General features: G+C 62.3%; 26 protein-coding genes and 2 pseudogenes. 10 read left to right on the forward strand and 18 right to left on the reverse strand.

From position 1 onward, the window contains the following. Positions 1-103 precede the first annotated feature (103 nt). From AC0L7P_RS17500 to AC0L7P_RS17510, 3 genes are read right to left on the reverse strand one after another with little or no spacing between them, the layout of a single operon-like run. Complete coding sequence (locus AC0L7P_RS17500) at positions 104-310, reverse strand: hypothetical protein (RefSeq protein WP_473433871.1); 207 nt, start codon at positions 308-310, stop codon at positions 104-106. Beyond that, entirely contained in the window at positions 307-429 is a 123-nt protein-coding gene (locus tag AC0L7P_RS17505) for a hypothetical protein (RefSeq protein ID WP_473433872.1), read from the reverse strand. The genes AC0L7P_RS17500 and AC0L7P_RS17505 overlap by 4 nt, the downstream gene beginning before the upstream one ends. Next, positions 429-1,622, reverse strand: a complete 1,194-nt coding sequence (locus AC0L7P_RS17510; RefSeq protein WP_473433873.1) for a hypothetical protein — start codon at positions 1,620-1,622, stop codon at positions 429-431. Before AC0L7P_RS17510 ends, AC0L7P_RS17505 begins: the two co-directional genes overlap by 1 nt. A 132-nt stretch (positions 1,623-1,754) precedes the next feature. Here AC0L7P_RS17510 and AC0L7P_RS17515 point away from each other — a divergent pair, with 132 nt between their 5' ends. Both AC0L7P_RS17515 and AC0L7P_RS17520 read left to right on the forward strand, forming a co-directional pair. Further along, entirely contained in the window at positions 1,755-3,062 is a 1,308-nt protein-coding gene (locus AC0L7P_RS17515; protein ID WP_473433874.1) for a P-loop NTPase family protein, read from the forward strand. A 31-nt stretch (positions 3,063-3,093) separates the two neighbouring features. Continuing rightward, complete coding sequence (locus AC0L7P_RS17520; RefSeq protein WP_473433875.1) at positions 3,094-4,191, forward strand: THUMP domain-containing class I SAM-dependent RNA methyltransferase; 1,098 nt, start codon at positions 3,094-3,096, stop codon at positions 4,189-4,191. Here the strand turns inward: AC0L7P_RS17520 and folD are convergent, their stop codons facing one another. The 15 genes and pseudogenes from folD to guaD all read right to left on the reverse strand — a co-directional run bounded on the left by folD (position 4,192) and on the right by guaD (position 19,070). Continuing rightward, positions 4,192-5,082 (reverse strand): bifunctional methylenetetrahydrofolate dehydrogenase/methenyltetrahydrofolate cyclohydrolase FolD, encoded by an 891-nt coding sequence (folD, locus tag AC0L7P_RS17525; RefSeq protein ID WP_473433876.1) that lies wholly within the window; start codon positions 5,080-5,082, stop codon positions 4,192-4,194. A gap of 94 nt (positions 5,083-5,176) precedes the next feature. Beyond that, the gene (locus tag AC0L7P_RS17530) at positions 5,177-6,853 is read right to left on the reverse strand and encodes a formate--tetrahydrofolate ligase (RefSeq protein ID WP_473433877.1); all 1,677 of its coding nucleotides are present in this window, start codon (positions 6,851-6,853) and stop codon (positions 5,177-5,179) included. A 350-nt stretch (positions 6,854-7,203) separates the two neighbouring features. Beyond that, on the reverse strand, positions 7,204-7,803 hold the full coding sequence (locus AC0L7P_RS17535) for an MOSC domain-containing protein (RefSeq protein ID WP_473433878.1): 600 nt from the start codon (positions 7,801-7,803) through the stop codon (positions 7,204-7,206). Next, positions 7,800-8,579: a methyltransferase domain-containing protein gene (locus tag AC0L7P_RS17540; protein ID WP_473433879.1), complete on the reverse strand. Its 780-nt coding sequence runs from the start codon at positions 8,577-8,579 to the stop codon at positions 7,800-7,802. The genes AC0L7P_RS17535 and AC0L7P_RS17540 overlap by 4 nt, the downstream gene beginning before the upstream one ends. Next, the gene (ftsH, locus tag AC0L7P_RS17545; RefSeq protein WP_473433880.1) at positions 8,579-10,498 is read right to left on the reverse strand and encodes an ATP-dependent zinc metalloprotease FtsH; all 1,920 of its coding nucleotides are present in this window, start codon (positions 10,496-10,498) and stop codon (positions 8,579-8,581) included. Before ftsH ends, AC0L7P_RS17540 begins: the two co-directional genes overlap by 1 nt. A 75-nt stretch (positions 10,499-10,573) precedes the next feature. Then, positions 10,574-11,821: a tRNA lysidine(34) synthetase TilS gene (tilS, locus tag AC0L7P_RS17550; protein WP_473433881.1), complete on the reverse strand. Its 1,248-nt coding sequence runs from the start codon at positions 11,819-11,821 to the stop codon at positions 10,574-10,576. Next, positions 11,818-12,630: a tol-pal system protein YbgF gene (gene ybgF / locus AC0L7P_RS17555; RefSeq protein WP_473433882.1), complete on the reverse strand. Its 813-nt coding sequence runs from the start codon at positions 12,628-12,630 to the stop codon at positions 11,818-11,820. The genes tilS and ybgF overlap by 4 nt, the downstream gene beginning before the upstream one ends. A 1-nt stretch (position 12,631) precedes the next feature. Continuing rightward, a complete protein-coding gene (pal, locus tag AC0L7P_RS17560) occupies positions 12,632-13,147 on the reverse strand; it encodes a peptidoglycan-associated lipoprotein Pal (RefSeq protein ID WP_473433883.1) in 516 nt (171 codons plus the stop codon). A 139-nt stretch (positions 13,148-13,286) separates the two neighbouring features. Further along, positions 13,287-14,615, reverse strand: coding sequence for a Tol-Pal system beta propeller repeat protein TolB (gene tolB, locus AC0L7P_RS17565; RefSeq protein ID WP_473433884.1), 1,329 nt, complete (start codon positions 14,613-14,615; stop codon positions 13,287-13,289). 147 nt (positions 14,616-14,762) lie between these two features. Next, positions 14,763-15,656: a hypothetical protein gene (locus tag AC0L7P_RS17570; protein ID WP_473433885.1), complete on the reverse strand. Its 894-nt coding sequence runs from the start codon at positions 15,654-15,656 to the stop codon at positions 14,763-14,765. Continuing rightward, positions 15,653-15,973, reverse strand: a complete 321-nt coding sequence (locus AC0L7P_RS17575; protein WP_473433886.1) for a hypothetical protein — start codon at positions 15,971-15,973, stop codon at positions 15,653-15,655. Before AC0L7P_RS17575 ends, AC0L7P_RS17570 begins: the two co-directional genes overlap by 4 nt. 10 nt (positions 15,974-15,983) lie before the next feature. Beyond that, entirely contained in the window at positions 15,984-16,457 is a 474-nt protein-coding gene (gene tolR / locus AC0L7P_RS17580) for a protein TolR (protein ID WP_473433887.1), read from the reverse strand. Positions 16,458-16,459: 2 nt separating this feature from the next. Further along, on the reverse strand, positions 16,460-17,155 hold the full coding sequence (tolQ, locus tag AC0L7P_RS17585; protein ID WP_473433888.1) for a protein TolQ: 696 nt from the start codon (positions 17,153-17,155) through the stop codon (positions 16,460-16,462). Positions 17,156-17,276: 121 nt separating this feature from the next. Continuing rightward, a pseudogene (gene ybgC / locus AC0L7P_RS17590) lies at positions 17,277-17,666 on the reverse strand (tol-pal system-associated acyl-CoA thioesterase); the annotation flags it as partial. A gap of 96 nt (positions 17,667-17,762) precedes the next feature. Continuing rightward, entirely contained in the window at positions 17,763-19,070 is a 1,308-nt protein-coding gene (gene guaD / locus AC0L7P_RS17595; protein WP_473433889.1) for a guanine deaminase, read from the reverse strand. A gap of 104 nt (positions 19,071-19,174) precedes the next feature. Here guaD and mgtE point away from each other — a divergent pair, with 104 nt between their 5' ends. The 8 genes and pseudogenes from mgtE (at position 19,175) to AC0L7P_RS17635 (ending at position 25,724) form a co-directional block, all read left to right on the forward strand. After that, the gene (gene mgtE, locus AC0L7P_RS17600) at positions 19,175-20,563 is read left to right on the forward strand and encodes a magnesium transporter (RefSeq protein WP_473433890.1); all 1,389 of its coding nucleotides are present in this window, start codon (positions 19,175-19,177) and stop codon (positions 20,561-20,563) included. Continuing rightward, a complete protein-coding gene (locus AC0L7P_RS17605) occupies positions 20,560-21,114 on the forward strand; it encodes a 5-formyltetrahydrofolate cyclo-ligase (RefSeq protein ID WP_473433891.1) in 555 nt (184 codons plus the stop codon). The genes mgtE and AC0L7P_RS17605 overlap by 4 nt, the downstream gene beginning before the upstream one ends. Positions 21,115-21,211: 97 nt before the next feature. Further along, a pseudogene (locus AC0L7P_RS17610) lies at positions 21,212-21,433 on the forward strand ((2Fe-2S)-binding protein); the annotation flags it as partial. A gap of 20 nt (positions 21,434-21,453) precedes the next feature. Beyond that, positions 21,454-21,942 (forward strand): bacterioferritin, encoded by a 489-nt coding sequence (bfr, locus tag AC0L7P_RS17615; RefSeq protein ID WP_473433892.1) that lies wholly within the window; start codon positions 21,454-21,456, stop codon positions 21,940-21,942. A gap of 67 nt (positions 21,943-22,009) precedes the next feature. After that, a complete protein-coding gene (locus AC0L7P_RS17620; protein ID WP_473433893.1) occupies positions 22,010-22,822 on the forward strand; it encodes a TIGR00282 family metallophosphoesterase in 813 nt (270 codons plus the stop codon). Positions 22,823-22,898: 76 nt separating this feature from the next. Next, complete coding sequence (locus tag AC0L7P_RS17625) at positions 22,899-23,315, forward strand: EamA family transporter (protein ID WP_473433894.1); 417 nt, start codon at positions 22,899-22,901, stop codon at positions 23,313-23,315. Between the two features lie 85 nt (positions 23,316-23,400). Continuing rightward, entirely contained in the window at positions 23,401-25,380 is a 1,980-nt protein-coding gene (locus AC0L7P_RS17630; RefSeq protein WP_473433895.1) for an SLC13 family permease, read from the forward strand. After that, the gene (locus tag AC0L7P_RS17635; RefSeq protein ID WP_473433896.1) at positions 25,347-25,724 is read left to right on the forward strand and encodes a hypothetical protein; all 378 of its coding nucleotides are present in this window, start codon (positions 25,347-25,349) and stop codon (positions 25,722-25,724) included. Before AC0L7P_RS17630 ends, AC0L7P_RS17635 begins: the two co-directional genes overlap by 34 nt. Positions 25,725-25,826: the final 102 nt, after the last annotated feature.

The raw sequence follows: 25,826 nt of genomic DNA on the forward strand, positions 1-25,826 counted from the left end.
GCACCATTCTCTAACAGGATGAACATATCGTTACGAAACACCTCGTGCAGGGGAATATTTTCATCAGTCAATTCCGCCACGATCATTTGCCGCACCTTCGGAATCACAGCGCAAACCGGCACCAGCACATAATCCGCCGCGCCAATCCCCGGAAGCCCGTCATAGCGCCATGGTGCCCCCCTTTGACCCAATTGATGCCATCGCTGAACAATGGCAGGTTGGACAAAAGATCAGCGACCATGATCTGTGATCCGTTGGCGTAACCCGCCGTTTCAAGGGCGAGTGCGGTTTGATCGAACCACTTGATCATTCCCCCTGAACCGTGCATTTCTCGATAACTTCGCCAGCAAGTACGGTGGGTTTCTCGGCATCTTCCGGATTGCTGGGCGCATAGGAAAACTGCGGATAGCGCGCGTCACCATCGAACATCAGGCCAACTTTTGACGCCCGTGCCTGCGGGAAAAACAGCCCCCCTCCTCCGCGGAACGCGGGAATAGATCGACATAGGTTTCCGTCGCAACCGAGGCATGGCGGAACGGGCTGTAAGCCAGATTGAAAAAGGACGCCGAGCCGGTCGCCATCAATGCGATCGCCACCAGTCCCAGCGCCGGGCGCAGTTCCCATCCCCACGCGTTTTTCAACCCGGGGTCAGGGCGGCACATCAGCAGCACCAGCCCCAACCACAGCACCCACTGCGGGTCGTTGCCGAAGTTCTGATAGGTGATGTAGACCAGCCCCGGCAGCAGGATCAGCAACAGCAACCCCGGCCCCGCCCGCCGTCCCTGCCGCAACAGGACAATCGCCAGCAAGGCCAACAAGTGCGCCCCCAGCAACATCGGCGCGGTCAACACTTCACCAAGTGGCTTTCCCGGAAATGGCCGCAGTTCAGAATGCGCCGTGGTCAGCAAATCCTGCGCATAGGCGGGCCAGAACGCCACGCCAAGAAACACCGTGGCCACCCCCAATGTCACGACTCCGGCGATCAACCCGACGATCAGCGTACGCGCTGCGCCGCGGATCAGCAGCCCGGCAATCACCGCCGGCGCCAGCGCCACAACATAGGTCACCTTGATCAACACCACGGCCCCCAGCAGCGCCCCAATGATCACCCCGTCCAACACCTGCCGCCGCGCCCCCAACGGGGGCAACGCCGCCAGCGTCAGCGCCACCAGCGAAAGCGCCCAGGCCCAGCGGTTATAATGCATGGACAGCGAAATATTTGCTTCGGTGCCCCCATGAACCAGCGCCAGAGGCAGCACCATCATCAGAACGACAAAAAGATAGGCCAACCCACCCGAGAACCGGCTGTGCGCGGCCCGCAAAACCGGCCCCAGCAAAACCAGCGCCACCATGATCTGCGCCGCATGAATGGCCATGCCAATGCCCAATCCCGCCTTGACGAACACCGCAATCGGCCAGGTTGCCAGCACACCAAGGGGCGTCATGAAATCAAGGTGGGGCCGCTGACCGTCGGCCATGCGCATGACGATTTCCACCAGATGCAGAACGTCACCTTCGTACCAGTTCATGTAAAGACCGCCCTTCCACAGGCTCAGCCCGCCCAGAACGGCGATCATCCCGATTGCCAGCGCCAACAGTCCGATCGGCTTTGCTCTGTTCATCTCTGCCTCTTTCCATCATTTGGCCACAATACTCTGGCACTTCTTTTTCCACAGACATGCCCCACCATGGTGACCAAAATCGGGCAACCCGGTGGAAAAGGCAGGAAATCGACAATTGAGTTGAGGCGCAAAATGAACATGCAGACCACGGCCGTCATGGCCCCGCCGCCGCCCCGTACGTTGGAACAGATGCAACTGCCCAGCGTGATGATGCGGGATATCCTGTTGAAAACCATGTTCCGCATGAACCTGGAACACGTCAGCGAAATTGCCGCCCAGATTTGCCTGCCGGTGAACGTGGCGCAGGAATTGGTCGATATCGCCCGCACCCAAAAAATGGTCGAGGCGACGGGCACCTTGCATGCCTCGTCCGGTTCCGAAATGGGATACACCCTGTCCGAGGCCGGCAAGGCCCGCGCGCTCGACGCATTATCCCAATCCGAATATTATGGGGCGATGCCGGTGCCGCTGGATGTCTACTCCGAACAGATGAAGCGGCAATCCATCCGCAATATCCAGATCACCCGCCAGCAATTGACCGGCGCCATGGGGCATCTGATTCTGCCCGATGACCTGCTTGATAATCTTGGCCCTGCCGTTGGGTCGGGGCGGTCGGTTTTGATGTATGGTCCCCCCGGCAACGGTAAATCCTCGATCTCGAACGGGGTACGCGATGCCATCGGTGACAACATCTATGTGCCGCGTGCCATTGAATATTCCGGCCAGGTCATCACGGTTTACGATCCGATCATTCACACCCGTGTCGCCGAACCGGAACAAGACCCCAACGCCCTGCGCCGGATCACCCGCTATGACACGCGCTATGTCTATTGTCTGCGCCCGACGGTGGTGACGGGCGGGGAACTGACGCTGGAAATGCTCGATCTGGTCTATAACCCCACGTCGCGCACCTATCAGGCGCCGTTGCAGCTCAAGTCCTCCGGCGGTGTGTTCATCGTCGATGACCTTGGGCGACAGGCGTCGTCGCCGCAGGCGCTGATCAACCGCTGGATTGTGCCACTGGAAGAATCCAAAGACATCCTCGCCCTGCAATCGGGCGAAAAATTCACTGTGCCATTCGATACGCTGGTGATCTTTTCCACCAACTTCCACCCGAACAAGATATTCGATCAGGCGGCGTTGCGGCGGATTTTCTACAAGATCAAGATCGACGGGCCGTCACAGGCGGATTACCTGAAAATCTTTGCCATGGTCGCGAAGAAAAAGAAAATGCCGCTGGATGAAAAGACGCTCGTGCATCTGCTCAAGAAGAAATACCCGACCATCGACAACATCTATGCGAATTATCAGCCGGTGTTCCTGATCGACCAGATGATCGCGATTTGCGAGTTTGAGGGCCTGCCCTATCAGATGACTCCTGAATTGATGGACCGTGCCTGGGCCAACATGTTCGTTGCGGAAGAAGACATCTTGCACTGACAACGGCGGGCTTTGCCGCTAGGCATGGCCAATGGAATCACTCGACATCTTTCTGGTCTGCGCCCCGGGTCTGGAACAGCCTTTGGCAGAAGAGGCACGCGCGCTGGGGTTCACCCCAGAGATCGGCGTTGGTGGAGTCACTGTCACCGGCGGTTGGCCCGATGTGTGGCGCGCCAATCTGCATCTGCGCTGCGCCGCAAGGGTGCTGGCGCGGATCGGATCGTTCCGCGTGATGCACATCGCCCAGCTTGATAAACGGGCGCGCAAGTTTCCCTTTTCCGACATTCTGTGCCCTGATGTGCCGGTAAATGTCACGGCAAGTTGTCACAAATCCCGCATTTACCATGCCAAGGCCGCGAAACAGCGGATCGAGGGTGCGCTTGCCGCCCAAGGCATTGCATTGGCCGAGGATGCCCCGGTGACGCTGAAAGCCCGGATCGAGGATGATCTTTGCACCTTCTCGCTCGACACCAGCGGAGAGCCTTTGCACAAACGCGGCCACAAGTTGCAGGTCGGCAAGGCCCCCATGCGCGAAAACCTTGCCGCCGCATTCCTGCGCCAATGTGGTTATGACGGCCATGAGGCGGTCGTTGACCCCATGTGCGGGTCTGGCACCTTTGTGATCGAGGCCGCCGAAATCGCCGCGGGGTTGGCCCCCGGGCGCGACCGGTCTTTCGCGTTTGAACAACTGGCGTCCTTTGATCCGGCGCAATGGCGCGCGATGCGGCAAGGATCGCCGCGACCGCCTGCGCCGGTATTTTTCGGCAGTGACCGCGACGATGGCGCCATCCGCGCCGCCACCGCCAACGCTGATCGTGCGGGGGTTGCCCCGTTCACCACCTTCACCCGCGCGGCAATTTCCGACCTGACACCGCCCGACACCGCCCCCGGCCTTGTCATCATCAACCCGCCCTACGGGGCACGGATCGGGCAGCGCAAATTGCTTTTCGCGCTTTATGGTTCACTGGGCAAGGTGTTGTTGGAACGGTTCAAGGGCTGGCGTGTCGGCATCGTGACCAGTGACCCGGGGCTGGCCAAGGCAACCGCCCTGCCCTTCATGCCCGCCCTGCCGCCGGTCCAACACGGCGGCTTGCGCATTTCGCTGTATCGCACCCCGCCGCTGCGCTGATCAGGCGGTCAGCCCCTCGGGTTCGGGCAGGTTGTTGGCGCGGCGACAGGCGGTGATGGTGTTGGCCAGAAGGCAGGCGATGGTCATCGGCCCGACACCACCGGGGACCGGCGTGATCGCACCGGCCACCTCGGCGCAAGAGGCGAAATCGCAATCTCCGACCAGTTTCGTTTTCTCACCGTTGGGCACCCGGTTGATGCCCACGTCAATCACCGTGGCACCGGGTTTGATCCAGCTTCCCGGCACCATTTCGGGGCGGCCCACTGCGGCGATGACGATGTCGGCGCGGCGCACCACCTCTTGCAAATCCTTGGTTCTGCTGTGACAAATCGTGACGGTGCAACTGTCGTTCAACAACAGTTGCGCCATGGGTTTGCCGACAATGTTGGAGCGGCCGATCACCACAGCCTCAAGCCCCGAGAGCGCCCCAAGGTGATCGCGCAGCATCATGAGTGAGCCAAGCGGCGTGCAGGGCACCATGGATTTCTGCCCCGTTCCCAGCAGCCCGACATTGGAAATGTGAAACCCATCCACGTCTTTCGCGGGGTCGATCGAATTGATCACTAGATCGGAATTCAGGTGATCCGGCAGCGGCAATTGCACCAGAATACCGTGCACCGCCGGATCATTGTTCAACTGCTCAACCAGCGCCAGAAGATCGCCTTCCGACGTGTCAGCCTCAAGGCGGTGTTCAAACGAGGCCATGCCAACCTCGACCGTCATCTTGCCTTTCGAACGGACATAGACCTGCGAGGCCGGGTCTTCGCCCACCAGAACCACCGCCAACCCGGGCGTGATGCCGTGGTCGGATTTCAGGCGCTCCACATGAGTGGCAACCTGGGCGCGAACCTTGGCGGCGAAGGCTTTTCCATCAATGATCTTGGCGGTCATGTCATTCCTTAACTTATATAATTCGCACATTTCAGGCGAAAAAAACCCACATTTCCCCGCCTGAATATTGCTTATGCGATATTAACGCATTTTCCTAGAACAGCCCCTCGATCTGGCCCGCCTCGTTCAGATGAATTGAATTGGCCGAAGGTGTGCGGGGCAGGCCCGGCATGGTCATGATCTCACCACAGATGGCAACGACAAAGCCGGCCCCTGCCGAAAGCCGCACTTCGCGGACCGGAATGGTAAACCCGGTGGGCGCACCGCGTTCGGTCGGATCGGTGGTAAAGCTGTACTGCGTTTTGGCCATGCAGACCGGCAGGTTGCCGTATCCCTGATCCTCCCACTCTTTCAACTGAGCGCGGATCTTGGCGTCAATCACCACCCCGTCGGCGCGATAGATCTTGGTGGCGATGGTTTCAATCTTGTCGGCCAATGGCATTTCGTCGGGGTAAATCGGGGCGAAATTGGCCACACCCGCATCTGCGACCTCGGCAACCCGGGTGGCCAGATCGCGGGTGCCTTCGCTGCCTTTCGCCCAATGCTGGCACAGGATCGCTTCGGATCCTTGGGTCGTGACGTAATCTTTTACCGCCTGCACCTCGGCATCGGTGTCGGTGACGAAATGGTTGATCGCCACCACCACCGGCACCCCGAAAGATTTGAGGTTCTCCAGATGGCGCCCCAGATTGGCGCAGCCCGCATTCACCGCCGCGACGTTTTCATCGCCCAGATCGGCCTTGCCCACCCCGCCGTTCATCTTCATCGCCCGCACCGTGGCCACCAGAACCACCGCAGCGGGCGCCAATCCGGCCTTGCGGCACTTGATATCAAGGAATTTCTCGGCCCCCAGATCGGCCCCGAACCCCGCCTCGGTTACCACATAATCGGCCAGTTTCAGGGCCGTCGTGGTGGCGATCACCGAATTACAGCCATGGGCGATGTTGGCGAACGGCCCGCCATGCACAAAGGCCGGGTTGTTTTCCAGCGTCTGCACCAGATTGGGCTGCATCGCGTCTTTCAACAGCACCGTCATCGCGCCATCGGCCTGAATATCACGGCAGAAAATCGGCTTTTTCTCGCGGGTATAGGCGACAATCATATCGCCCAGACGCTTTTCCAGATCCTTGAGGTCTTTCGCCAGACAGAGAATGGCCATGACCTCGGACGCCACTGTAATGTCAAACCCGGCCTCGCGCGGAAACCCATTGGCCACACCGCCCAACGAGGCGGTTATGGTGCGCAGCGCCCGGTCATTCATGTCCAGCACCCGGCGCCACACCACGCGGCGGGTGTCGATCTCTAACGGGTTGCCCCAATAGATGGAATTGTCGATCATCGCGCTCAGCAGGTTGTGCGCGCTGGTGATGGCGTGGAAATCACCGGTGAAATGCAGGTTCATTTCTTCCATCGGTACGATCTGCGCATAGCCACCGCCCGCGGCGCCGCCCTTCATCCCGAAATTCGGCCCAAGCGATGCCTCGCGGATACAGATCGCGGCCTTTTTGCCAATGGCGTTCAAACCATCGCCCAGACCGACAGTCGTGGTCGTTTTCCCTTCGCCTGCCGGGGTCGGGTTGATGGCCGTCACAAGGATCAGCTTGCCATTCTCGCGGGATTGCACCGAATTGATGAAATCCTGGCTGACCTTCGCCTTGTCGTGACCATAGGGCAGCAGGTCGTCCGACGAGATGCCCAGCTTGGCGCCGATTTCCTGAATCGGGCGTTTATTGGCCTCACGGGCGATTTCGATGTCGGATTTAAAGCTCATGTAACTGTGTCCCTGTCCCTGCGTGCCCCTGTGGGCCTTACTGCCCTCGGTCATAACGTGCGACGGGCACAATGCAGAGGGATATTACGACATTCCGCACGGCGGAATCGCCAGATCGCACAGTCCGGCAAGGCAGATCGGAAACTTTTGTGCGTAACCGGCGGATTTTCGGGAACCCAAGCGGCACGGCGGCGTTATAATTTCAACAGCAAGGAGAAATTCCAATGCGCACCGCAACACTGACAATCCACGCCGGCCTGTTTCTGGGCCTCGCTCTGGCCACATTGATGCTGATCTAAGACCATCTTCTCAGAAGGTTGGAAAAAGCCGGGCTCCCTCGCCCGGTTTTTTCATGTCTGGGGGGTCGTTTCATTCCAGGCACGTTGGCCGGGGATGTGCAACGTCATGCGATCCCCAAGGCGCAGGGTGCCTGGGCGCTCCACCCATGCCGTAACCCCGCGCAGCCCCCTGGCCGCCGCGATGAACCCCTTGCCATGGCCCGGATGCGCCGCTTCGATCGCCATCGCCGGAAACTGGCAGGGCTGGTTCAGCATATCAACGGTAAGCGTGGTGCCATCGGCGGCCTGAAGGCGACTGGAGGGCGGGATATGGGTGAAATCGGGGATACCATCCAACACGATGGATGCGCCCACCCAGCGGGGATCAATGGCCGCAATCCCCAGGGTGGCGGCAACCTGTGCCAGTTCGGCGGCGCACAGCAGTGAAAGCTGCCGCGCGTTGCTGATTTCGGTATCGCGCTTGTGCTGTTGCACCACCCGCGAACAGGACAGGCGGGTTTCGCCACTGTGACAATCCGGGCCGTACCCCGCCCATGTCAGCGGCATTTCCGACAGTGCCCCGGTTTCGATCATCCGATCCTCCCGGTGGGGCACAAAACCCAGCCAGGTGATGGTGGCGCTGTATTGGGTGGCAATCAGGGCAGGCATCATCCGTCTTTCGTCAGCACCGCAAACAGGCGGCGGAAGGGAAACAGCACGCTTCCATCCTGCTCAAGAGGGTAAGCGGCATTCAGGGCTGTGTCATAGGCCGCAATAAACGCCGGATGCAAGGTATCAGGCAAGGCCGCGAGATGTGGGCGCATCCCGGTGGATTGGGTGAAATGACGCACCGGATGCCCGTCGGGTGTCGCGGCAAGTGATTGCAGATAGGCGCTGTGCCAAAGATTACCCGTCCCCAGAGGCGCAAGCAGGCGGTAATAACCGGTCAGCGGCAGAACGTGACGCGCCGCCGGATCGCCGTGGTCGGGTGACAGGGCGCGCGCAGTTTCGCCCAACAGACGGTGCGAGGGGGCGTCCAACTGGTCAGGCATCTGAACGGCCAGCGTACCGCCGGGCGCAAGCATCTGCGCCAAACGTGGGAAAAGCGCGCCATGATCCGGCAGCCAATGCAGCAGGGCATTGGAAAAGATCAGCGCAGGCGCGGTTTGCGGCGCATAGGTGGCGGCATCGGCACGGATCAGCGCCGTATAGGCGCCAGTCTGTTCCGCCTGTTCCAGCATCGCCGGAGAGGAATCAACGCCGATCAGGCGACGGTCAGGAAACCGCTCTGCCAACGCCGGGCCGACCGCCCCCGAACCACACCCGAGGTCGATCACATCCCCATCAGGCAGCGCCGGAACCTGCGCCAGCAAATCCAGCGCAGGGCGCAAACGCAAACCCCGGAACCTGTCATAGGCCCCGGGGTTCCAGTCACGATCGCGCGTCATCAGGCCATCGGCTCAGGCTCTAGCCCTGAATCGTCGCTTTTGGGCTTTTTCGTCTTTGGAACAGCCGTAAGCGACGGCGCATTGCCCTGATCGGGGCGGTTGTCGTTGTCATCGCCCCGATTCAAAGGTTCGCCCCGCACGACCTTCATGATCTCGCCGCCCGTCAGGGTTTCGTATTCCAGAAGCCCCTGCGCCAGCCGTTCCAGATCATCGGCCTTTTCGGTCAGAATGCGTTTGGCGGTTTCATATCCGGTGTCGATGATTTCTTTCACCTTCTCGTCAATGATCCGCTGGGTATCGGCAGAATGCGACGTGCCACCGCCGTAAGACCCCAGATGCGACTGTTGTTCATTGGCGTAATCGACAAAGCCCAACTCTTCGGAATAGCCAAACTGCGTCACCATGGCGCGGGCGATCTTGCTGACCTGCTGAATATCGCTGGCCGCGCCCGAGGTCACGTTTTCCTTGCCAAAGATCAGCTCCTCGGCCACGCGCCCGCCCATCGCCATGGCGATTTTGCTGGTGTATTTTGTCCAGCTCACGCTGAGCTGGTCGCGCTCGGGCAGCGACAGGACAAGGCCCAATGCACGCCCACGCGGAATGATCGTGGCCTTGTGGATCGGGTCATGCTGCGGCACGTTCAGGCCCACGATGGCATGGCCTGCCTCGTGATAAGCGGTCAGCTTTTTCTCGTCCTCGGTCATGACCATGGAACGACGCTCGGCGCCCATCATCACCTTGTCCTTGGCGTTCTCGAAATCTTCCATGACCACGAACCGGCGCCCCACACGGGCCGCCATCAGCGCCGCCTCGTTCACGAGGTTGGCCAAATCGGCACCGGAAAACCCGGGGCAACCACGGGCAATGATCCGCAAGTCCACATCGGGGCCAAGGGGCACCTTGCGGGCGTGAACCCCAAGGATTTTCTCGCGGCCCTTGATATCGGGGTTGGGCACCTGCACCTGACGGTCAAAGCGGCCCGGACGCAACAGCGCCGGGTCCAGAACGTCGGGGCGGTTGGTCGCGGCGACGATGATGATACCCTCGTTCGCCTCGAACCCGTCCATTTCAACCAGAAGCTGGTTCAACGTCTGTTCGCGTTCGTCGTTGCCCCCGCCATAGCCAACCCCGCGCGAACGGCCCACCGCGTCGATTTCATCAATGAACACGATGCAAGGGGCGTTTTTCTTGGCCTGTTCAAACATGTCGCGCACGCGCGATGCACCGACACCAACAAACATTTCCACAAAATCGGAACCCGAAATGGTGAAGAACGGAACCCCCGCCTCGCCCGCGATGGCGCGCGCCAGAAGGGTTTTACCAGTGCCCGGAGGGCCAACCAGCAGCGCCCCCTTGGGAATCTTGCCGCCAAGGCGCGAGAATTTCTGCGGGTTGCGCAGGAATTCAACGATTTCCTCAAGCTCTTCCTTGGCTTCGTCAATGCCGGCCACATCGTCAAACGTCACGCGGCCATGCTTTTCGGTCAGCAGTTTCGCCCGCGATTTGCCAAACCCCATGGCGCCGCCTTTGCCGCCACCCTGCATCCGGTTCATGAAATAAATCCACACGCCGATCAGCAAAAGGAACGGCAGGAACGTCATCAGGATCGTGGTGAACCCCGATTGTTCCTGTGGCTTGGCATTGACCGTCACCTTTTTGTCGATCAATTCCTGGGTCAGGGCATCGCCGTTGTCGGGGCGGATCGTGACATAATCATTGCCGTCGGCTCCGCGAAACATCACCCGTTCGCCATCCAGCGTTACCGAGGTCACATTGCCCGCTTTCACCGATTCCACAAATTCCGAATAGCTGATCGAGCGCGAGTTGATCGAGGACTGGCCACCTGAAAACAGGTTGAACAGTGCCACGACAAGCAGGATCAGGACGGCCCAAAAGGCCAGATTGCGCGCATTCCCCAAGGAAACTCTCCTGTCACAGGTCAGATCGTCGCCGGTGCGACGGTTCCCCCTAAGATAGAGGTCATGGCGATTTGTTCAATGCGATAACAGCGTCGCGGCGAAATCGTCGCGGGGTTTTTCCAGTCTGGCGCGCCAATTTTCGCCGAATGCGGCCAGAGGCGCCGCAATCAGAGTATCGCCCCGCCAGATCGCCGGGCTGGCCAGAAGGCTTTGGCGGGGCAGGCCGCACCCGCGCCAATCGGGGCAGCGGGGCAGGCCGGCGGGGCCAAGCGGCGCAATGTGCAACCCATCGTCGTGGGGGCCGGTCAACCGCCAGCGCCCATCCCAAAGCGCGGTCGTGGCACAGGTTTGCCCCTGCACAGCGGCCAGTTCACGGGTCAGGCGCAGCGCCTCCGGCCCCACGCCCAAAAGGCAGCCGGCAAGGGTGGCCTGCTGTTTTGCGCCGGCGGCGCGCAACAGGCGGTCAATCTTTGTGCTGCGCTCGGGGTAATCGGCGCCGGTGATCCAACGCAGGGCATCGCGCATCAGGCGGCGCTGAATTTCGACCGGCTGGGCAAGGAAGGCTTTGCTTGCAAAGATCAGATCGCCGCGATCCTGCACCACAATCCGCGCTGCGGCCTTGTGGGTGATCTGGCGCAGGGCGTCACGCGCCGATGCCATATGCCGCGCCACGGCGCCAAGGGTTTCAGAATCAAGCCCGAGAGGCGCCAGATGGGCCATCGCCTGACGCACGCGGACACGCTCGTACGTTGGGTCATCGTTGCTGGGATCATCGGCCCATCGGGTGGCGTGGCGGCGCAAATAGCCGCGCAGGGCCGTGCGGCTTTCGCCCAGCAGCGGGCGGTGAAAGGTTGTGCCGTTCCAGTCAAACCGGGGCGCCATGGCCGACAGCCCATCCACCCCGGCGCTGCGCGCCAGACGCATCACAAAGGTTTCGGCCTGATCGTTGGCGGTATGGCCAACGGCAATGTGGCCAACCCCCTGCCCCGCCGCCCAATCCGCCATCAACCCATACCGGGCGCGACGGGCCTGATCCATCAGATTGCCGGGGGTGTCGGGGCGGTGCCAGTTGAGGATGGTGTGCGGGATGTTTCTGTCAGCACAGAACCGCGCAACCATCGCCGCCTCGTCCCGTGCGGCGGCGCGCAATCCGTGATCGACGGTGACGGCGCGCAGGTTGGGGCGGGTGGCCAGAAGATGCAACAGCGCCATGGAATCGCCGCCACCGGAAACCGCAACAGCCAGTGGGGCATTTTGCGGCAATGTCGCGATGGCCTGCAACAGGGGCGCGTCTTCGCTCGGCGCCAGGGCGCCGTCGCTCATCCGCAGGTCAGACCGGCGCGGGCGGTCTGGGCCTCGATGCTGGAGGGGCTGGACGGAAAGCGGGTGGTCACTTCGCCAAGGATCGCGCAGGCATCGGCAGGTTGGCCCAGATCCCCCAGCAGCAGGCCAAGTTTCAGCAAGGCCTGTGGCGCCATGGCACCGTCGGGCGAGCCGGAGAAGGATTCAAGATAGGCGCGCGCGGCCTCTTCCCGTTCGCCCAGGGCCGAGAGCGCCTCGCCGCGATAAAAATGCGCCTCGCCGGTCAGCGCACCGGCGGTGTAGGTCTGGGCAAAGGTCGCAAAGAGGTCAGCGGCGGTGCGAAAGTCACCTTGATCGAGCACCGCCCGGGCCCGATCGAAATCTTCTTTTTCACCGATTGCATATTCGGTTTCGCTGGAATTGGCCGGGGGCGGCGGCGTGGCAACGGGCGCCGCTTCGCCGCCGATGGGTTTGGTTTCGCCCAGCGCGCCAATATCACAGCCCGGTTCGAGTTCGCACACCCGGAATTGCAGATCGCCAATCCGGTTGGTGCCATCGCTGACCACCTGGTTCACCCGGTTTTCCAACCGCTCGGTATCGCCGGTCAGGCGGCGCAGCTCTGCCTCCATCGCGTCAATCCGTTGCAGGGCCGAGGTGCCTGCCAGATTAACGCCCGGTGTGCCGGTGGTCGAAAGTTCGCGGCGCAGTTTCTGCACCTCGACCAGCAGGATCGACAGTTCCTGGCGAATGTCGGCCAGCGTGTTGTCCTGCGCCTGCACCGCAATGGGCAGGGACAGGGCAACCGACAGGGCAAGGGCGGCACGGATCATATTATGACGTGGCCCCCGACGCGATCACGGTGACGGCGCGGCGGTTCTTGGCATAGCATTCCTCGGTGGAGCAGACCGCAATCGGGCGTTCCTTGCCGTAGGAAACGGTGCGCAACCGCCCCGATGCCACGCCCTGTGACACCAGATAATCGCGTGCCGCCGAGGCCCGGCGGGCGCCGAGGGCGATGTTGTATTCCCGGGTGCCCTGTTCGTCGGCGTGGCCTTCGATGATGGCGGTATATTCCGGGTTGCGGGTCAGCCAGAGCGCCTGTCCCGCAAGGGTGGCGCGTCCGTCTTCGGAGATCGTCGATTGATCCACGGCAAACAGCACCCGATCGCCCACGGTCTGTTGGAAATAAGCCGGCGAGGCCGGATCGAGCGCGCCTTGCCCGATGGTTTCGCTGCCCGGCAGGCCCCCTTGCCCCATGCCATCCGCGCCCCCGCCGCCGAAGCGGTCAGCGTTGGTGCAGGCGGAAATTGCCAGAGTCAAAGCCAATGCAATGCCGATCTTGATCATTTTTATATCCTGTCTGTGCGACTGCCCGTTTGCCGATGATTCTAGCACCCTGTTTCGGATTTGGAAACGGCGGCGTCGGTTTACGGGGCAAGTGGCGGAAAAGTGAGTATTTTCATCAGTAAAAAGCCAGACGCCGTGGTTATTTCAGAAGCGGCGACCATGCGGGATCGGACGCGGCGGTATCAATGGGCACTTTTTTCAGATTTCGCCCTGAAATATCAACGGAGTAGAGTGCCGATTGGCCCCCTGCCCCCTGGGTTTCACGCATGAACATCAGCACCCGGCCATTGGGCGCCCAAGTGGGGCCTTCGTCAAGGAATGACGCCGTCAGCAGGCGTTCTTCGGAGCCGTCGGTGCGCATCACGCCAATGTGAAAGCGCCCGGCGTTCTGTTTGGTGAAGGCGATGAGATCGCCACGGGGCGACCAGACCGGTGTGCCATAGCGCCCCGCGCCAAAGGAAATCCGGGTCGGCTCTCCTCCGTTCACGTCCATGATGTAGAGTTGGGGCGCGCCGGAGCGGTCACTTTCGAACACGATCTTGCTGCCGTCGGGGGAATAGGAGGGGCCGGTTTCGATGCTGGGGCTGTTGGTCAGGCGTTCCGGCGCGCCGCCGGGGCGCAGGCGATAAAGATCGGTATTGCCGCCTTGGGACGCGGAAAACACAACCGTCTGACCGTCGGGTGCATAACGGGGTGCAAATGTCATGCTGTCGGTGGGCACCGGCAGGGGCACGCGGCTGACGTTGCCCACGTCGAGCTGATAGATCTGGGGAAAGCCGGTTTCATAGCTGGTGTACAGAATCCGGTCGCCGGTGGGGGAGAAGCGCGGAGCCAGCACGATTGATGAGCTGTCGGTCAGATACTGGATGTTGGCGCCGTCGTAATCCATCACCGCCAGGCGTTTCTTGCGTTCGTTCTTGGGGCCGGATTCGGCCACGAACACCACCCGGCTGTCGAAATAGCCGCCCTCGCCGGTGATCCGGGAATAGACTGCATCGGCCACCTTGTGGGCCATTCGCCGCCAACTGTTGGTGGTGCCGGCAAATTGCAGCCCCTCGCCCAGTTGCGCCTCGGAGAACACATCGAACACCCGGAATTTCACCGTCAGCCGCCCATCGGCACTGGCGGTCACGGCGCCAGTGACCAGAGCCTGGGCATTCACTGCCTTCCAACTGGCATAATCGGCACTGGGGGTGAAACTGGTGACCTGGGCGATGAACGCCTCTTTCGGGACTTCCCGAAACAGGCCTGTGCCCACCAGATCAGAGGCAATCACCCGGGACAGGCGCGCGGCATATTCGCTGCCACCACTGTTTTCGGCGATGAAATCGGGGATGGCGACGGGCAGCGGTTCAATCACGCCTTCGGTGATATCAATGCGCAGCGGGCCATCCTGCGCCTGGGCAGGCAGGGCAAGCGGGGCCAGCATCAGCGCCAGCGCGCAGCTCAGAAGACGGAAACGGGTCATGGCAATCCTCATCTTGGCAAATCCGGGGGCCGGGGGCGCGTGGCCTGTCAACGCGGTCGGGCCGTGATTGGTTCGAAAAAACACGCGCACGGTGCGATGATCCCCGCGATGACAGCCCATTCGCGGCTGGAGTATGCTGCATTGCAGTCATCGCAGCCTCATGCCGCTGGGGTCAAACGTCATTTCAATGTTTTGCCACTGGCCGTATTTTTCCGCCGGAAGCGGAAAGCCCGACGTGCCACAGCGGATCACGGCGCGCCGTGCCGCCTCATAGGCCTGACGCGCCGCCGTGGCATCGCCGCCCGATGATGACAGCATCCTGAGCGATGACGCCACAGGCGTGCCATCGCGGTTCATCGACAGGGCCACCACAACCGTGGTGCGCAGGGCTTCGGAGCTGAGCGAACCGACGTTCCAGCATTTTTGCACCGACACGCGCAGCGCCTCTTTTTCACCCGAGGTCAGGGGCGGCCCGGAAGGCGCGGCAACGACAGGGGCCGCGTCGGGTTTGGTGGTTTCGCCCGGCTCGGCCTCGGGCGCGGCGGGTTTCGCGGCGTTGTCGGAACTGGCCTCGGCCGTGCTTGCCGGGGTGCGGGGTGTTTCAGGAGCCGGGCGCTGTGGCCGGTTGGCCGGGCGGGGCGATGTTTTGGGCGCGCTGACGGGCGGCGCGGCGGGTGGTTGCGCCGGTTCGTCGGTGGGCGTTTCAGCCTCGGTCACGATTTCGGTCGTGGTTTCCTCGGGCGCTGTCGGGCGTTCTTCGGGCGCGGGTTCAACAGGCGGGTCCGGCGTTGGCTCGGGCGCTTGGGTTTCGACCAGTTCGGGGGCGGTTTCCACATCGGGCGGTGGTGGCGGCGTAGCCTCGTTCGCAATCCGGCGGGCCGGTCGCGGGGTCGCCGTGGGCGCGACCGGGGGCGGCGCAACAACTGGCGGTGTTGGTTCGGGCGGGGTTTGCGCCACCGGCTGTTGCGGCAGAGGTTCGGGCGCCGTGGGCGGCTCGGGCACCGGATCGGGTTCGCGCACAGGGTCGGGCGCCGCGATCACCGGTTCGGGATCGGGGGGCGTACCGGCTCTGGTTCCGGTGTCGGCTCGGGGGCCGGGTCGGGCGTGGGTTGCACCGGCGGTTCCGGCGCGATGGCCGGGGCCTGCTCGGGGGCCGGGTTTTCGGTTTCAGGTGGCACGGTGGCGGGGGCCGGGGCCTCTTGGGGGCGGGTCAGCGCGGCGAAGTCCTCTTCGCTCATCACCGTGACATTCGCCACGTCGGGGGGCGGCACGGCGTCGCGCGAAAACATGCCCCCGAACAGCGCAAAGCCGATCAGTGCCAGATGTCCGATGCCCGAGATATAGGTGCCGGTCTTCACGCCCCGCTCCTCAGTTTCCCGGGGTGTCGAGCGTGGGGCCACCGGTGTCGGTGACAAGGCCGATGTCACTGAAACCGCCCGCATTCAGGGCGCCCATGACCTGCACCACCCGTTCGTAGGGGATGGAGCCATCAGCGCGCAGGAACACCTTTTTGCTGGTCCGCTCGGCGGCAATGGCGCGCAGTTGTCCCATCAGATCTTCGCTCTCGGTTTCATTGCTCATCAACAGCACGCGCCCGTCGGCGGTGAGCGTGATGGTCAAAGGCTCCTCTCGCTCGGTCGGCAGCGCCTCGGCGCTGGTTTTGGGCAGCTCGATGGGAACGCCCACAGTCAGCAGCGGCGCCGCGACCATGAACACGATCAGCAGCACCAGCATCACATCGACAAAGGGCGTGACGTTGATCTCGCTCATGGGTTTGCGCCGGGCGCGACGGCGACGGCGGCCTGCGCCCCCACCCGCGCTCTGAAGAACTCCGCTTCCCATGCTCAGGCGTCCAACTGGCGCGACAGGATGGTGGCGAATTCATCGGCAAAGCTTTCGTAGCCACGCACGATCTTGTCGGAATCGCTGCTCAGCTTGTTATAGAACACAACCGCGGGGATCGCCGCCAAAAGACCCAGACCGGTGGCCAAAAGCGCCTCGGCGATGCCGGGGGCGACAACGGCCAGGTTGGTGTTCTGTTGCTGCGCGATCGAGATAAAGGCGTGCATGATGCCCCAGACCGTGCCGAACAGCCCCACAAAGGGCGCGGTCGATCCGACCGTGGCCAGAAACGGCAGGCCCTTTTCCAGCCCGTCAGATTCCTTGGTGATTGCCACATCCATCGACCGGTCGATCCGCGATTGCGCCCCGGGAATCAGCCCGCCATCGCCCCGGTGACTGCGCCGCCATTCGGTCATCCCGGCGGCAAACACCGCCTCGGCCCGCCCCGCAGGCTCTGGGCCGATCTTGTCATACAGCTCATCCAGGGGATCGCCCGACCAGAATGCCTCTTCGAACCGCTTTTGTTCACGCCGGGCGCGGGCAAAGACGATATGCTTCTGGATGATGATCGCCCAGCCCCAGAACGAGGCCAGTATCAGCATCAGCATCACCAGCTTGACGGTAAGTGTCGCCCGGGCAAAAAGCCCCAGCAACGAAAAATCGATGTCCTGCGCCAGCGCAAGGGTTTCCGTTTCCATATGACCTGCTCACTCATTCGACCGCTCTGCGTCGGCCTTCCCTAGGGGGCGACGTTATAGCAATGTAAGAGGGAAATCCAATATCATCACCACCACGCCGTAAATTTGCCGCGATCTGTGTCAGCCTCGGCAGAATCTCTGCCGGCAGGCGACAGGCCCGACCGGCCCGGTCCAACGCCACCAGCGTCACCTCTGCCGCAAACAGGACAACGCCATCGCGCGTCACCTCTTGCGCCAGAACCACCCGCGCACCGGTTTTGCGCAGAACCCGGGTGGCAACCTCAAGCCCGTCGTCAAAGCGCGCCGGGCGCAGGTAATCGGCCTCGATCCGTGCCACGGCAAAAAACATTCCCGCGTCGCGCATTGCCCCCTGATCCACCCCAAGGCCCCGCACCCAATCGCTGCGCGCCCGCTCAATGTATTTCAGGTAATTGGCGTGATAAACGATGCCCGCCATGTCGGTTTCTTCGTAATAGACCCGACAGGAAAACCGATGCTCACCCTCTGTCATGCTGTCCCTCAACATCGCGCCAACTCTGACACTTTGACGTGACCGCCACCACGGGCGCCCGCAAAATATGGAATGCGCCGCAGGCGCTCCGCTGGATCAAACCCGCGTTCCGGCAATCCAGACACCCGCGATGGCGCGGTCGTCGCCCATCATGATGGTGGGAAAGATCGCCTCCCAGATATCATCCGCCTCGGCCAGTCTTTGGGCAATCGCCGGGGTCGACCCAAGATCAAGCGCGACGATATCCGCCTCGTGGCCCGGGGCCAGCGTGCCGATCCGATCACCCATATGCAATGCACGGGCCGATCCCGCAGTGGCCAGCCACAACAATTGCGCCGGATGCAGCGCCGTGCCGGCCAACTGCCCGATTTCATAGGCCGCCGCCATGGTGCGCAGCATCGAAAACGAAGACCCGCCGCCGGTGTCCGTGGCCAGCCCGACGCAAATGCCCCGCCCTTTCAGCGCCGCCATCTGAAACAGGCCGGACCCGATAAAGGTGTTCGATGTCGGGCAATGCACCAGGGCCGCGCCCACCTCGGCGATGCGGTCCACCTCGCGCGGCTCAAGGTGAATGGAATGGCCGTAAACCCCCCGCGCCCCCAACAGGCCATGGGCCTCATAGGTATCAAGGTAATCGCGCGCCTCGGGGTGCAGGCTGCGCACCCAGGCGATTTCATCCACCTGTTCGCTCAGGTGGGTCTGCATCAGGCATTCGGGGTGTTCGCCCCACAGCGCCCCCAGCGCGGCAAACTGTCCTGGCGTCGATGTGGGGGTAAACCGCGGTGTGATCGCATATTCCAGCCGGTCCACCCCATGCCAGCGTTCCAGCAATGCCTTGCTGTCGTCATACCCCGATTGGGCACTGTCGCGCAGGCCATCCGGCGCGTTGCGATCCATACAGGTCTTGCCCGCCACCGCGCGAAGCCCGCGCCGCTGTGCCTCGGTGAAATAAGCGGTGACAGAGGCGGGATGCGACGTGGCAAAGGAACAGGTCGTGGTGGTGCCATGGGCCGTCGTCAGATCGAAATAGCGCCCGGCGATTTTTGCGCCGTAGGCCGGATCGTCAAACCGCATTTCTTCGGGAAAGGTATAGATGTTCAGCCAATCAATCAGCCGCTTGCCCCAACTGGCAATCATTGCCGTCTGGGGAAAATGGGCATGGGCGTCGATGAACCCGGGCAGCAACAGTGCATCGCCCATATCCTCGATCGGCGCGTCGGGATGGGCCGCCCGCAGGCTGTCGGCACTGCCAATGGCCATGATCTGCCCCCCGGCCACCGCAATCGCGCCGTGGCTGTCGTGGCGCGCCCCGTCGGTGGGCGGGCCGCCGAACGGATCGTTTGGCAATTCCAATGTCTGACCAAGAATCAAACGGGTTTGGGCGGTGGGGCACGTGCTGTTCATCCGCCCTGTCTAGGACGATGCTGGCGTAAGGTAAATTGCCCCTGACCACTGGTCGCGCACCGTCACCTGCCCTAAGAAAAGGAAATCAGCATAAAGGGCAGCCCATGAGCGATCAGGACGTGACCACAGACATCGACGGGGATGATGAAGACGCCTATGTACTGAACCGCCGCGCGGTTGCGGCAATTCTTGACGCGGTCGAAGCGGGCGATGCCGTCACCCTGACCGCGCTGATGGAGCCGCTGCACGCCGCCGACATCGCCGACCTTCTGGAACAGATCGATTCCGACGACCGAGAGCGGCTGATTATCCTTTATGGCAAGGAATTCGACGGCGAAATCCTGTCGGAACTTGATGAAGCCATCCGCGAACAGGTGATCGCGGCCCTGTCGCCACAGGTTCTGTCCGACGCTGTGCGCGAGATGGAATCCGACGATGTGGTCGATCTGCTGGAGGATCTGGAAAAGCCCCAGCAGGATGCGATTCTCGACGTGCTGGAGGCCGGAGACCGGCTGGCCGTCGAACGCGCCCTGTCCTTCCCTGAATATTCCGCCGGTCGTCTGATGCAACGCGAGGTGGTGATGGCCCCCGCCCATTGGACCGTGGGCGAAGCGATCGATTTCATGCGCGGGCATGACGACCTGCCGGATCAGTTCTATCACCTGATTCTGGTCGATCCGCGCCTGCGCCCCACCGGATATGTCACCCTTGGCAAACTCATGTCATCGCGCCGCCAGATCAAGCTGGCCGATATCATCGAGGACAGTTTCCGCACCTTCGAGGTGGACGAACCCGAGGCCGACGTGGCCTATGCGTTCAACCAGTATCACCTGATTTCCGCCCCCGTCGTGGATGATGATGGACGCCTCGTCGGGATTATCACCATCGACGACGCGATGATCGTGCTGAGTGAAGAAAACGAGGAAGACATCCTGCGTCTGGCCGGTGTGGGCGACGAAAGCCTGTCGGACAGCACCCTTGCCATTGTGCGCCGCCGCTTTCCCTGGCTGGCGGTCAATCTGGTCACGGCGATTCTGGCATCGCTGGTGATTGCCCAGTTCGAATCGACGCTGGCGGCGGTGGTGGCGCTGGCTGTTCTGATGCCCATCGTTGCCTCTATGGGGGGCAATGCGGCGACGCAATCCATGACCGTGGCCGTGCGCGCCCTGGCCACGCGCGACCTTACATCCTCCAACGCCCTGCGGGTGGTACGCCGCGAGGTGGTGGCGGGGCTGCTGAATGGCTGCATGTTCGCGCTGATCATGGGGATCGTCGGGGTTGTCTGGTTCGGCACGCCGATGCTGGGCGTGGTGCTGGGCATGGCCATGGTGATCAATCTGGTGGTGGCCGGGTTGGCGGGCGTGGCAATTCCCATGGTTCTGGAAAAGGTCGGGGTCGATCCGGCGCTGGCCTCGGGGGCGTTTGTGACCACGGTGACCGATGTGGTCGGCTTTTTCGCCTTTCTCGGGCTGGCGGCAGCCCTGCTCATATGACGCTTGAGACCCGCAAGCGCGAGGCCCGCCGCGCCGCATTCACCCGGCGCAAGGCCGCCTTTGACGCCGCCCATCCCGGCGCGGCAGGGCATCTGAGCGCGGTTCTGGCCGGGTATCGCGGGGTGCCTGTCTCTGGTTTCCTGCCGATCCGCACCGAGATTGACCCGACCCCGGCCATGGCCGAGGCCGCCGCCCATGGCCCCGTGGGCGTGCCGGTGATCGAGCGCGCAGGGGCGCCCCTGCGATTTGCCCTGTGGTCCCCCGATTGCGATCTGGTGGCAGGCCCGTTCGGCGCGATGATCCCGGCCAATCCCGAATGGATGAGTCCCGAAATCCTGATCGTGCCGCTTGTCGCCTTTGCCCGCACTGGCGGGCGGCTGGGCTATGGCGGCGGGTTTTATGATCGCACCCTTGAGGGCCTGCGCAACCAGCGCCCCACCCTTGCCATCGGGTTTGCCTTTGCCGCGCAAGAGGCCGATGACCTGCCATTGGAACCCACCGATCAGCCCCTTGACATGATCGTGACCGAACACGGCGTTATTGTCCCCTGACAGGCATTATCAGAGTGAATTTATCGGAATTGACAAATCCGAGAGATTTTGTCAGGTGTTGACGCAAGCCATACCAGATACAGGTTTTGCACCGCACATGATGATCTGCCACTGCAACGGTATTTCCGACACCGAGATTCGCAGCGCCGTTGATTGGATGCGCGCCTCGGACCCGGCAACCGTCATCACCGCCGGAAAAATTTTTCGCGCCCTTGGCAAACGCGCCGATTGCGGCGGGTGCCTGCCGCTGTTCCTTGACACCATGAGAAATTCCGACACATTCGAAGTACCCATGCAACTGCGCGGCTTGCGTCGCGCCAAGACACAGGTGAATTCCTCATGAAGGGCGACACGAAAGTCATCGAATATCTCAACAAGGCTCTGCGCAGCGAATTGACCGCCGTGAGCCAGTACTGGCTGCATTACCGCCTGCAAGAGGATTGGGGCTATGGCCATATCGCCGCCAAATCCCGCGCCGAAAGCATCGAGGAAATGAACCACGCCGATCGGTTGATCGAACGGATTTTGTTCCTTGAGGGCCATCCGAACCTGCAAAAACTGGACCCGCTGCGCATTGGCCAAACCCTGCGCGAAACCCTTGAGGCAGATCTGGCAGGCGAACATGACGCGCGCACCCTGTATATCGAGGCCCGCAAACATTGCGAATCCGTGGGTGATTTCACCTCAAAGGGGCTGTTCGAATCGCTGATCACCGATGAAGAGGGCCATATTGATTTCCTCGAAACCCAGATTGCCCTGTTTGACGATATCGGTGCCGAGAAATACGGCCAGTTGAACGCGAAACCGGCGGATCAGGTCGAAGGCTGAGCGTTTGGGCGGCGCGGGCAGGAGCAATTCTCTTGTCCCTGCCCCCGGCGCGCACTAGGGCTGCGCCATGAGATTACTTTTTCTGGGCGATGTGATGGGCCGCGCCGGGCGCGCCGCCATCACCGAACGGCTGGCCGGGCTGCGTGACGCCTGGCGGCTGGATTTTGTCGTGGTCAACGGTGAAAACGCCACCAACGGGGCCGGGCTTTCGGCGGATCACGCCAAGGCATTGCTGGCGGCGGGGGCCGATGTTCTGACCCTGGGCGATCATGCGTTCGATCAGAAAGACATGCTGCGCTTTGTGGAAGAGGAACCGCGGATCATTAGGCCGCTGAATTTTTCCAAGGCGGCGCCCGGGCGCGGGGCGCGGGTGTTTCCGGCCCCCGGCGGGCGCAAGGTTCTGGTGGCGCAGGTTCTGGGGCAGGTGTTCATGAAGCGCCCCTTTGACGATCCGTTTTCCGCCATCGAACCGGTGCTGAAGGCCGCGCCTTTGGGGGTGCAGGTGAATGCCGCGCTGGTGGACATGCATTGCGAGGCCACAAGCGAAAAGATGGCCATGGGCCATTGGTGCGATGGCAAGGCCAGCGTGGTTGTCGGCACCCACACCCATGTGCCCACCGCCGACGCGATGATCCTGCCCCGGGGCACCGCCTTTCAAAGCGACGCGGGAATGTGCGGCGATTACGATTCGGTTATCGGCATGGACAAGGCCGAACCCCTGAACCGGTTCATCACCGGCATGAGCAAGGGCCGTTTTACCCCTGCCGCCGGACCGGCCACCCTGTCGGGGTTGTTTGTGGAAACCGACGATGCCACGGGCAAGGCCGTGAAGGTGGCCATGGTGCGCGAAGGCGGGCGGTTGCAGGGGGCAGCGCCCTGAGCGCGACGTTCCGGCGCGGTGCAGGCGGCGGAGCCTCCGGCGGGAGTATTTTCATCAGTAAAAAGCAGGGCGCGGCGTGACCAGCCGGGCCGGGCTGTTTGTGGTTTTGGTGTGTCTTGGCGCAGGCCGGGGGCTTTCCATTCCCTTGGGCAAGGTCGCGGTGGGCGAAGGGTATCGCCATTTTGGGCTGATCTTCTGGCAACAGGTGATTGGAATTCTCTTGTTGGGCAGTGTGACACTGGCGCGGCGGCGGCGCCTGCCGCTGGGGGCTGTGCATCGGCGCCTGTATTTCGTGATCGCGCTGGTCGGGACGGTGCTGCCCAATTCCGCATCCTACACGGCGGCGATCCGTCTGCCGGGCGGGGTTCTGGCCATTCTGATGTCTTTGGTGCCGATGTTTGCCTTTCCCATTGCCCTGCCCCTTGGCAATGAGCGGTTTAGCTGGCGGCGGCTGGCCGGGCTGAGCCACTACCGGCGCCCGATCTGGCGCTGATCCTGTCGGCCTGCGTCAACACGATTGTCTATACCACCTATGTCTCTGGCTGGTGGGGCAGGCCGGGTCGGTCTTTGCGGCGCAGATGAGTTATATCGTGACGGTGGCCGGGATCGGATGGTCGATGGCATTGCTGGGTGAGCGATATACGGGGGGCATCTGGCTGGCCCTTGCAATTTTGCTGATGGGTGTATTTCTGGTTCAACCGCGATTGAAAAGCGCCCTTGTCGTCAGCCCCGAGACCGCTAGAGTCTGCACGGGTGGCGGGGCCGGAAGGGCGATATTGATGGAACTGTTCAGTTTCGACCCAATGGTGCAGGCGATCCTGTGCTTTGCGATCATCCTGGTCATGCTGGTGATGTTCGCAAGCGAGGTCTATCCCACCGAAGTCGTGGCGATTGCCGGGGCCTCGGTGATGTTTGTTCTGGGGTTGTTGCCCTATGAAGATGCCGTTGCCGTTTTTTCAAACCCGGCCCCCTGGACGATTGCCGCGATGTTCCTTGTCATGGGCGGGTTGGTGCGCACTGGCGCCTTGCTGTGGCTGACCCAGCAGGCCGACCGCAACGCCGAAACGCGCCCGGTTCTGACCGTGGTTCTGAGCCTTGTCATTGTCGCCATCGGCAGCGCATTCATGAACAACACCCCGGTGGTGGTGGTGATGATTCCGGTGTTCATGCAACTGGCCCAGCGGATGGGCATTTCACCATCCAGACTGTTGATTCCACTAAGTTATGCGGCAATCCTTGGCGGGACGATCACCCTGATCGGCACCTCGACCAACCTGTTGGTTGACGGGGTGGCACGGCAAAACCGGATGGAGGGGTTTTCGATCTTCGAAATCGCGCCGCTGGGGCTGTTGCAGGTCTGTCTTGGCGGGGCCTATATGGCGTTGATCGGGCGGCGGCTGTTGCCCGACCGTCAATCCATGGGGGTGATGCTGAGCGACCGGCGGCGGATGAAGTATTTCACCGAGGTCGCCCTGCCCCATGATTCTGACCTGATCGGCGAGAAACCTTCGGAGGTGGCGCTGTTCCAGCGCGAAGGCGTGCGGGTGATCGATGTGCTGCGCGGTGACGCGTCGCTGCGGCGCGATCTGGGCAATGTAACATTGGAAGCGGGCGACAGGGTGGTGCTGCGCACCGAGATGGCCGAACTTTTGGGCCTGCAACAGGATCCGAACCTGCGCCCGGTCGACAAGCTCAGCTCGGTTGCGACGGAAACGGTTGAGGTGCTGATCACACCCGGCGCGCGGATGGTCGGGCGCAGCCTTGGTGCCATGCGTCTGCGGCGGCGCTATGGGGTGTATCCGCTGGCGGTTCACCGGCGCAACCAGAACATCGGGCGCAAGCTGGACGAAGTGGTCGTGCGGGTGGGCGATACGCTTTTGCTGGAGGGCACACCCGAAGATATTCGCCGGATCGCGCAGGACATGAACCTGGTGGATGTGGCAAAGCCGGCCGCTCAGGCGTATCGCCGGGGCAAGGCGCCCATTGCCATTGGCGCGCTGGGGGCGGTGGTGATTCTGGCCGCTTTCAACGTCGCGCCGATCTTTGCGCTGGCGGTGCTGGCGGTGACGGTGATCCTGTTGTCGCGTTGCATCGACGCGGATGAGGCGTTTACCTTTGTCGAGGGGCGATTGTTGGCGCTGATCTTTGCCATGCTGGCCGTAGGGGCCGCCATGCAAAGCTCGGGCGCTGTTACCATGCTGGTGGGCGCGCTGGAACCCTGGCTGGCCGCGCTGCCGCCCCTGGCGGTGATCCTTTGCGTTTATCTGTTGGCCTCGACCCTGACAGAATTGGTGTCGAACAATGCGGTGGCGGTGATTTTTACGCCGATCGCGATTGAGCTGGGCAATGCTTTGGGGCTGGACCCCCGGGGCCTTGTGGTGGCGGTGATGTTTGCCGCGTCGGCGGCGTTTTCGACCCCTATCGGGTATCAGACGAATATGCTGGTCTATGGGCCAGGGGGATACCGGTTTACCGATTTCATGCGGGTGGGGATTCCCCTGAACATTCTGTTGGGGCTGAGTGCATGTGTAATGATTCCCTTGATCTGGCCCCTGTGATGCGCGGGCTGGTCATTGCTGCGGTTTTGGGGTTGGCCGGATGCGCGCCGTCAGGGCCGCTGGTTGCCCCTGACACCACGGGTGCGGGGCCGCGCACCGCGATCCTGTATCGCAATACGGTGACGGTGCAATTTAGCGATGGCACGCTTTGCGTGGCGCCCCGTCCCGGCACGGCGCGGGTGTGGCAGGGGCGGCTGTCGGGCTGTCCGCATTTGTTGGGATATGAGGTAACCCTGCCATCCGGGGTTTTGGCCGCGCGCCGGGTTCTGGTGCGGCTTGCGGATGGCGGCACCTCGGTTATCGCCATCGAAACCGCCCGATTTGGCATACCCGACGGCGTTTGATCCGCCGGAGGCGCCGTGCGGCGCCACCCCAAGCCCCCACCCCTGCATCCGCAGGGGCGGGGCCCGCTGGCACGCAACCGCGCCGTTGCGTGAGCATGGAGG

The sequence above is a fragment of the Oceaniglobus sp. K40-3 genome, assembly GCF_055808395.1.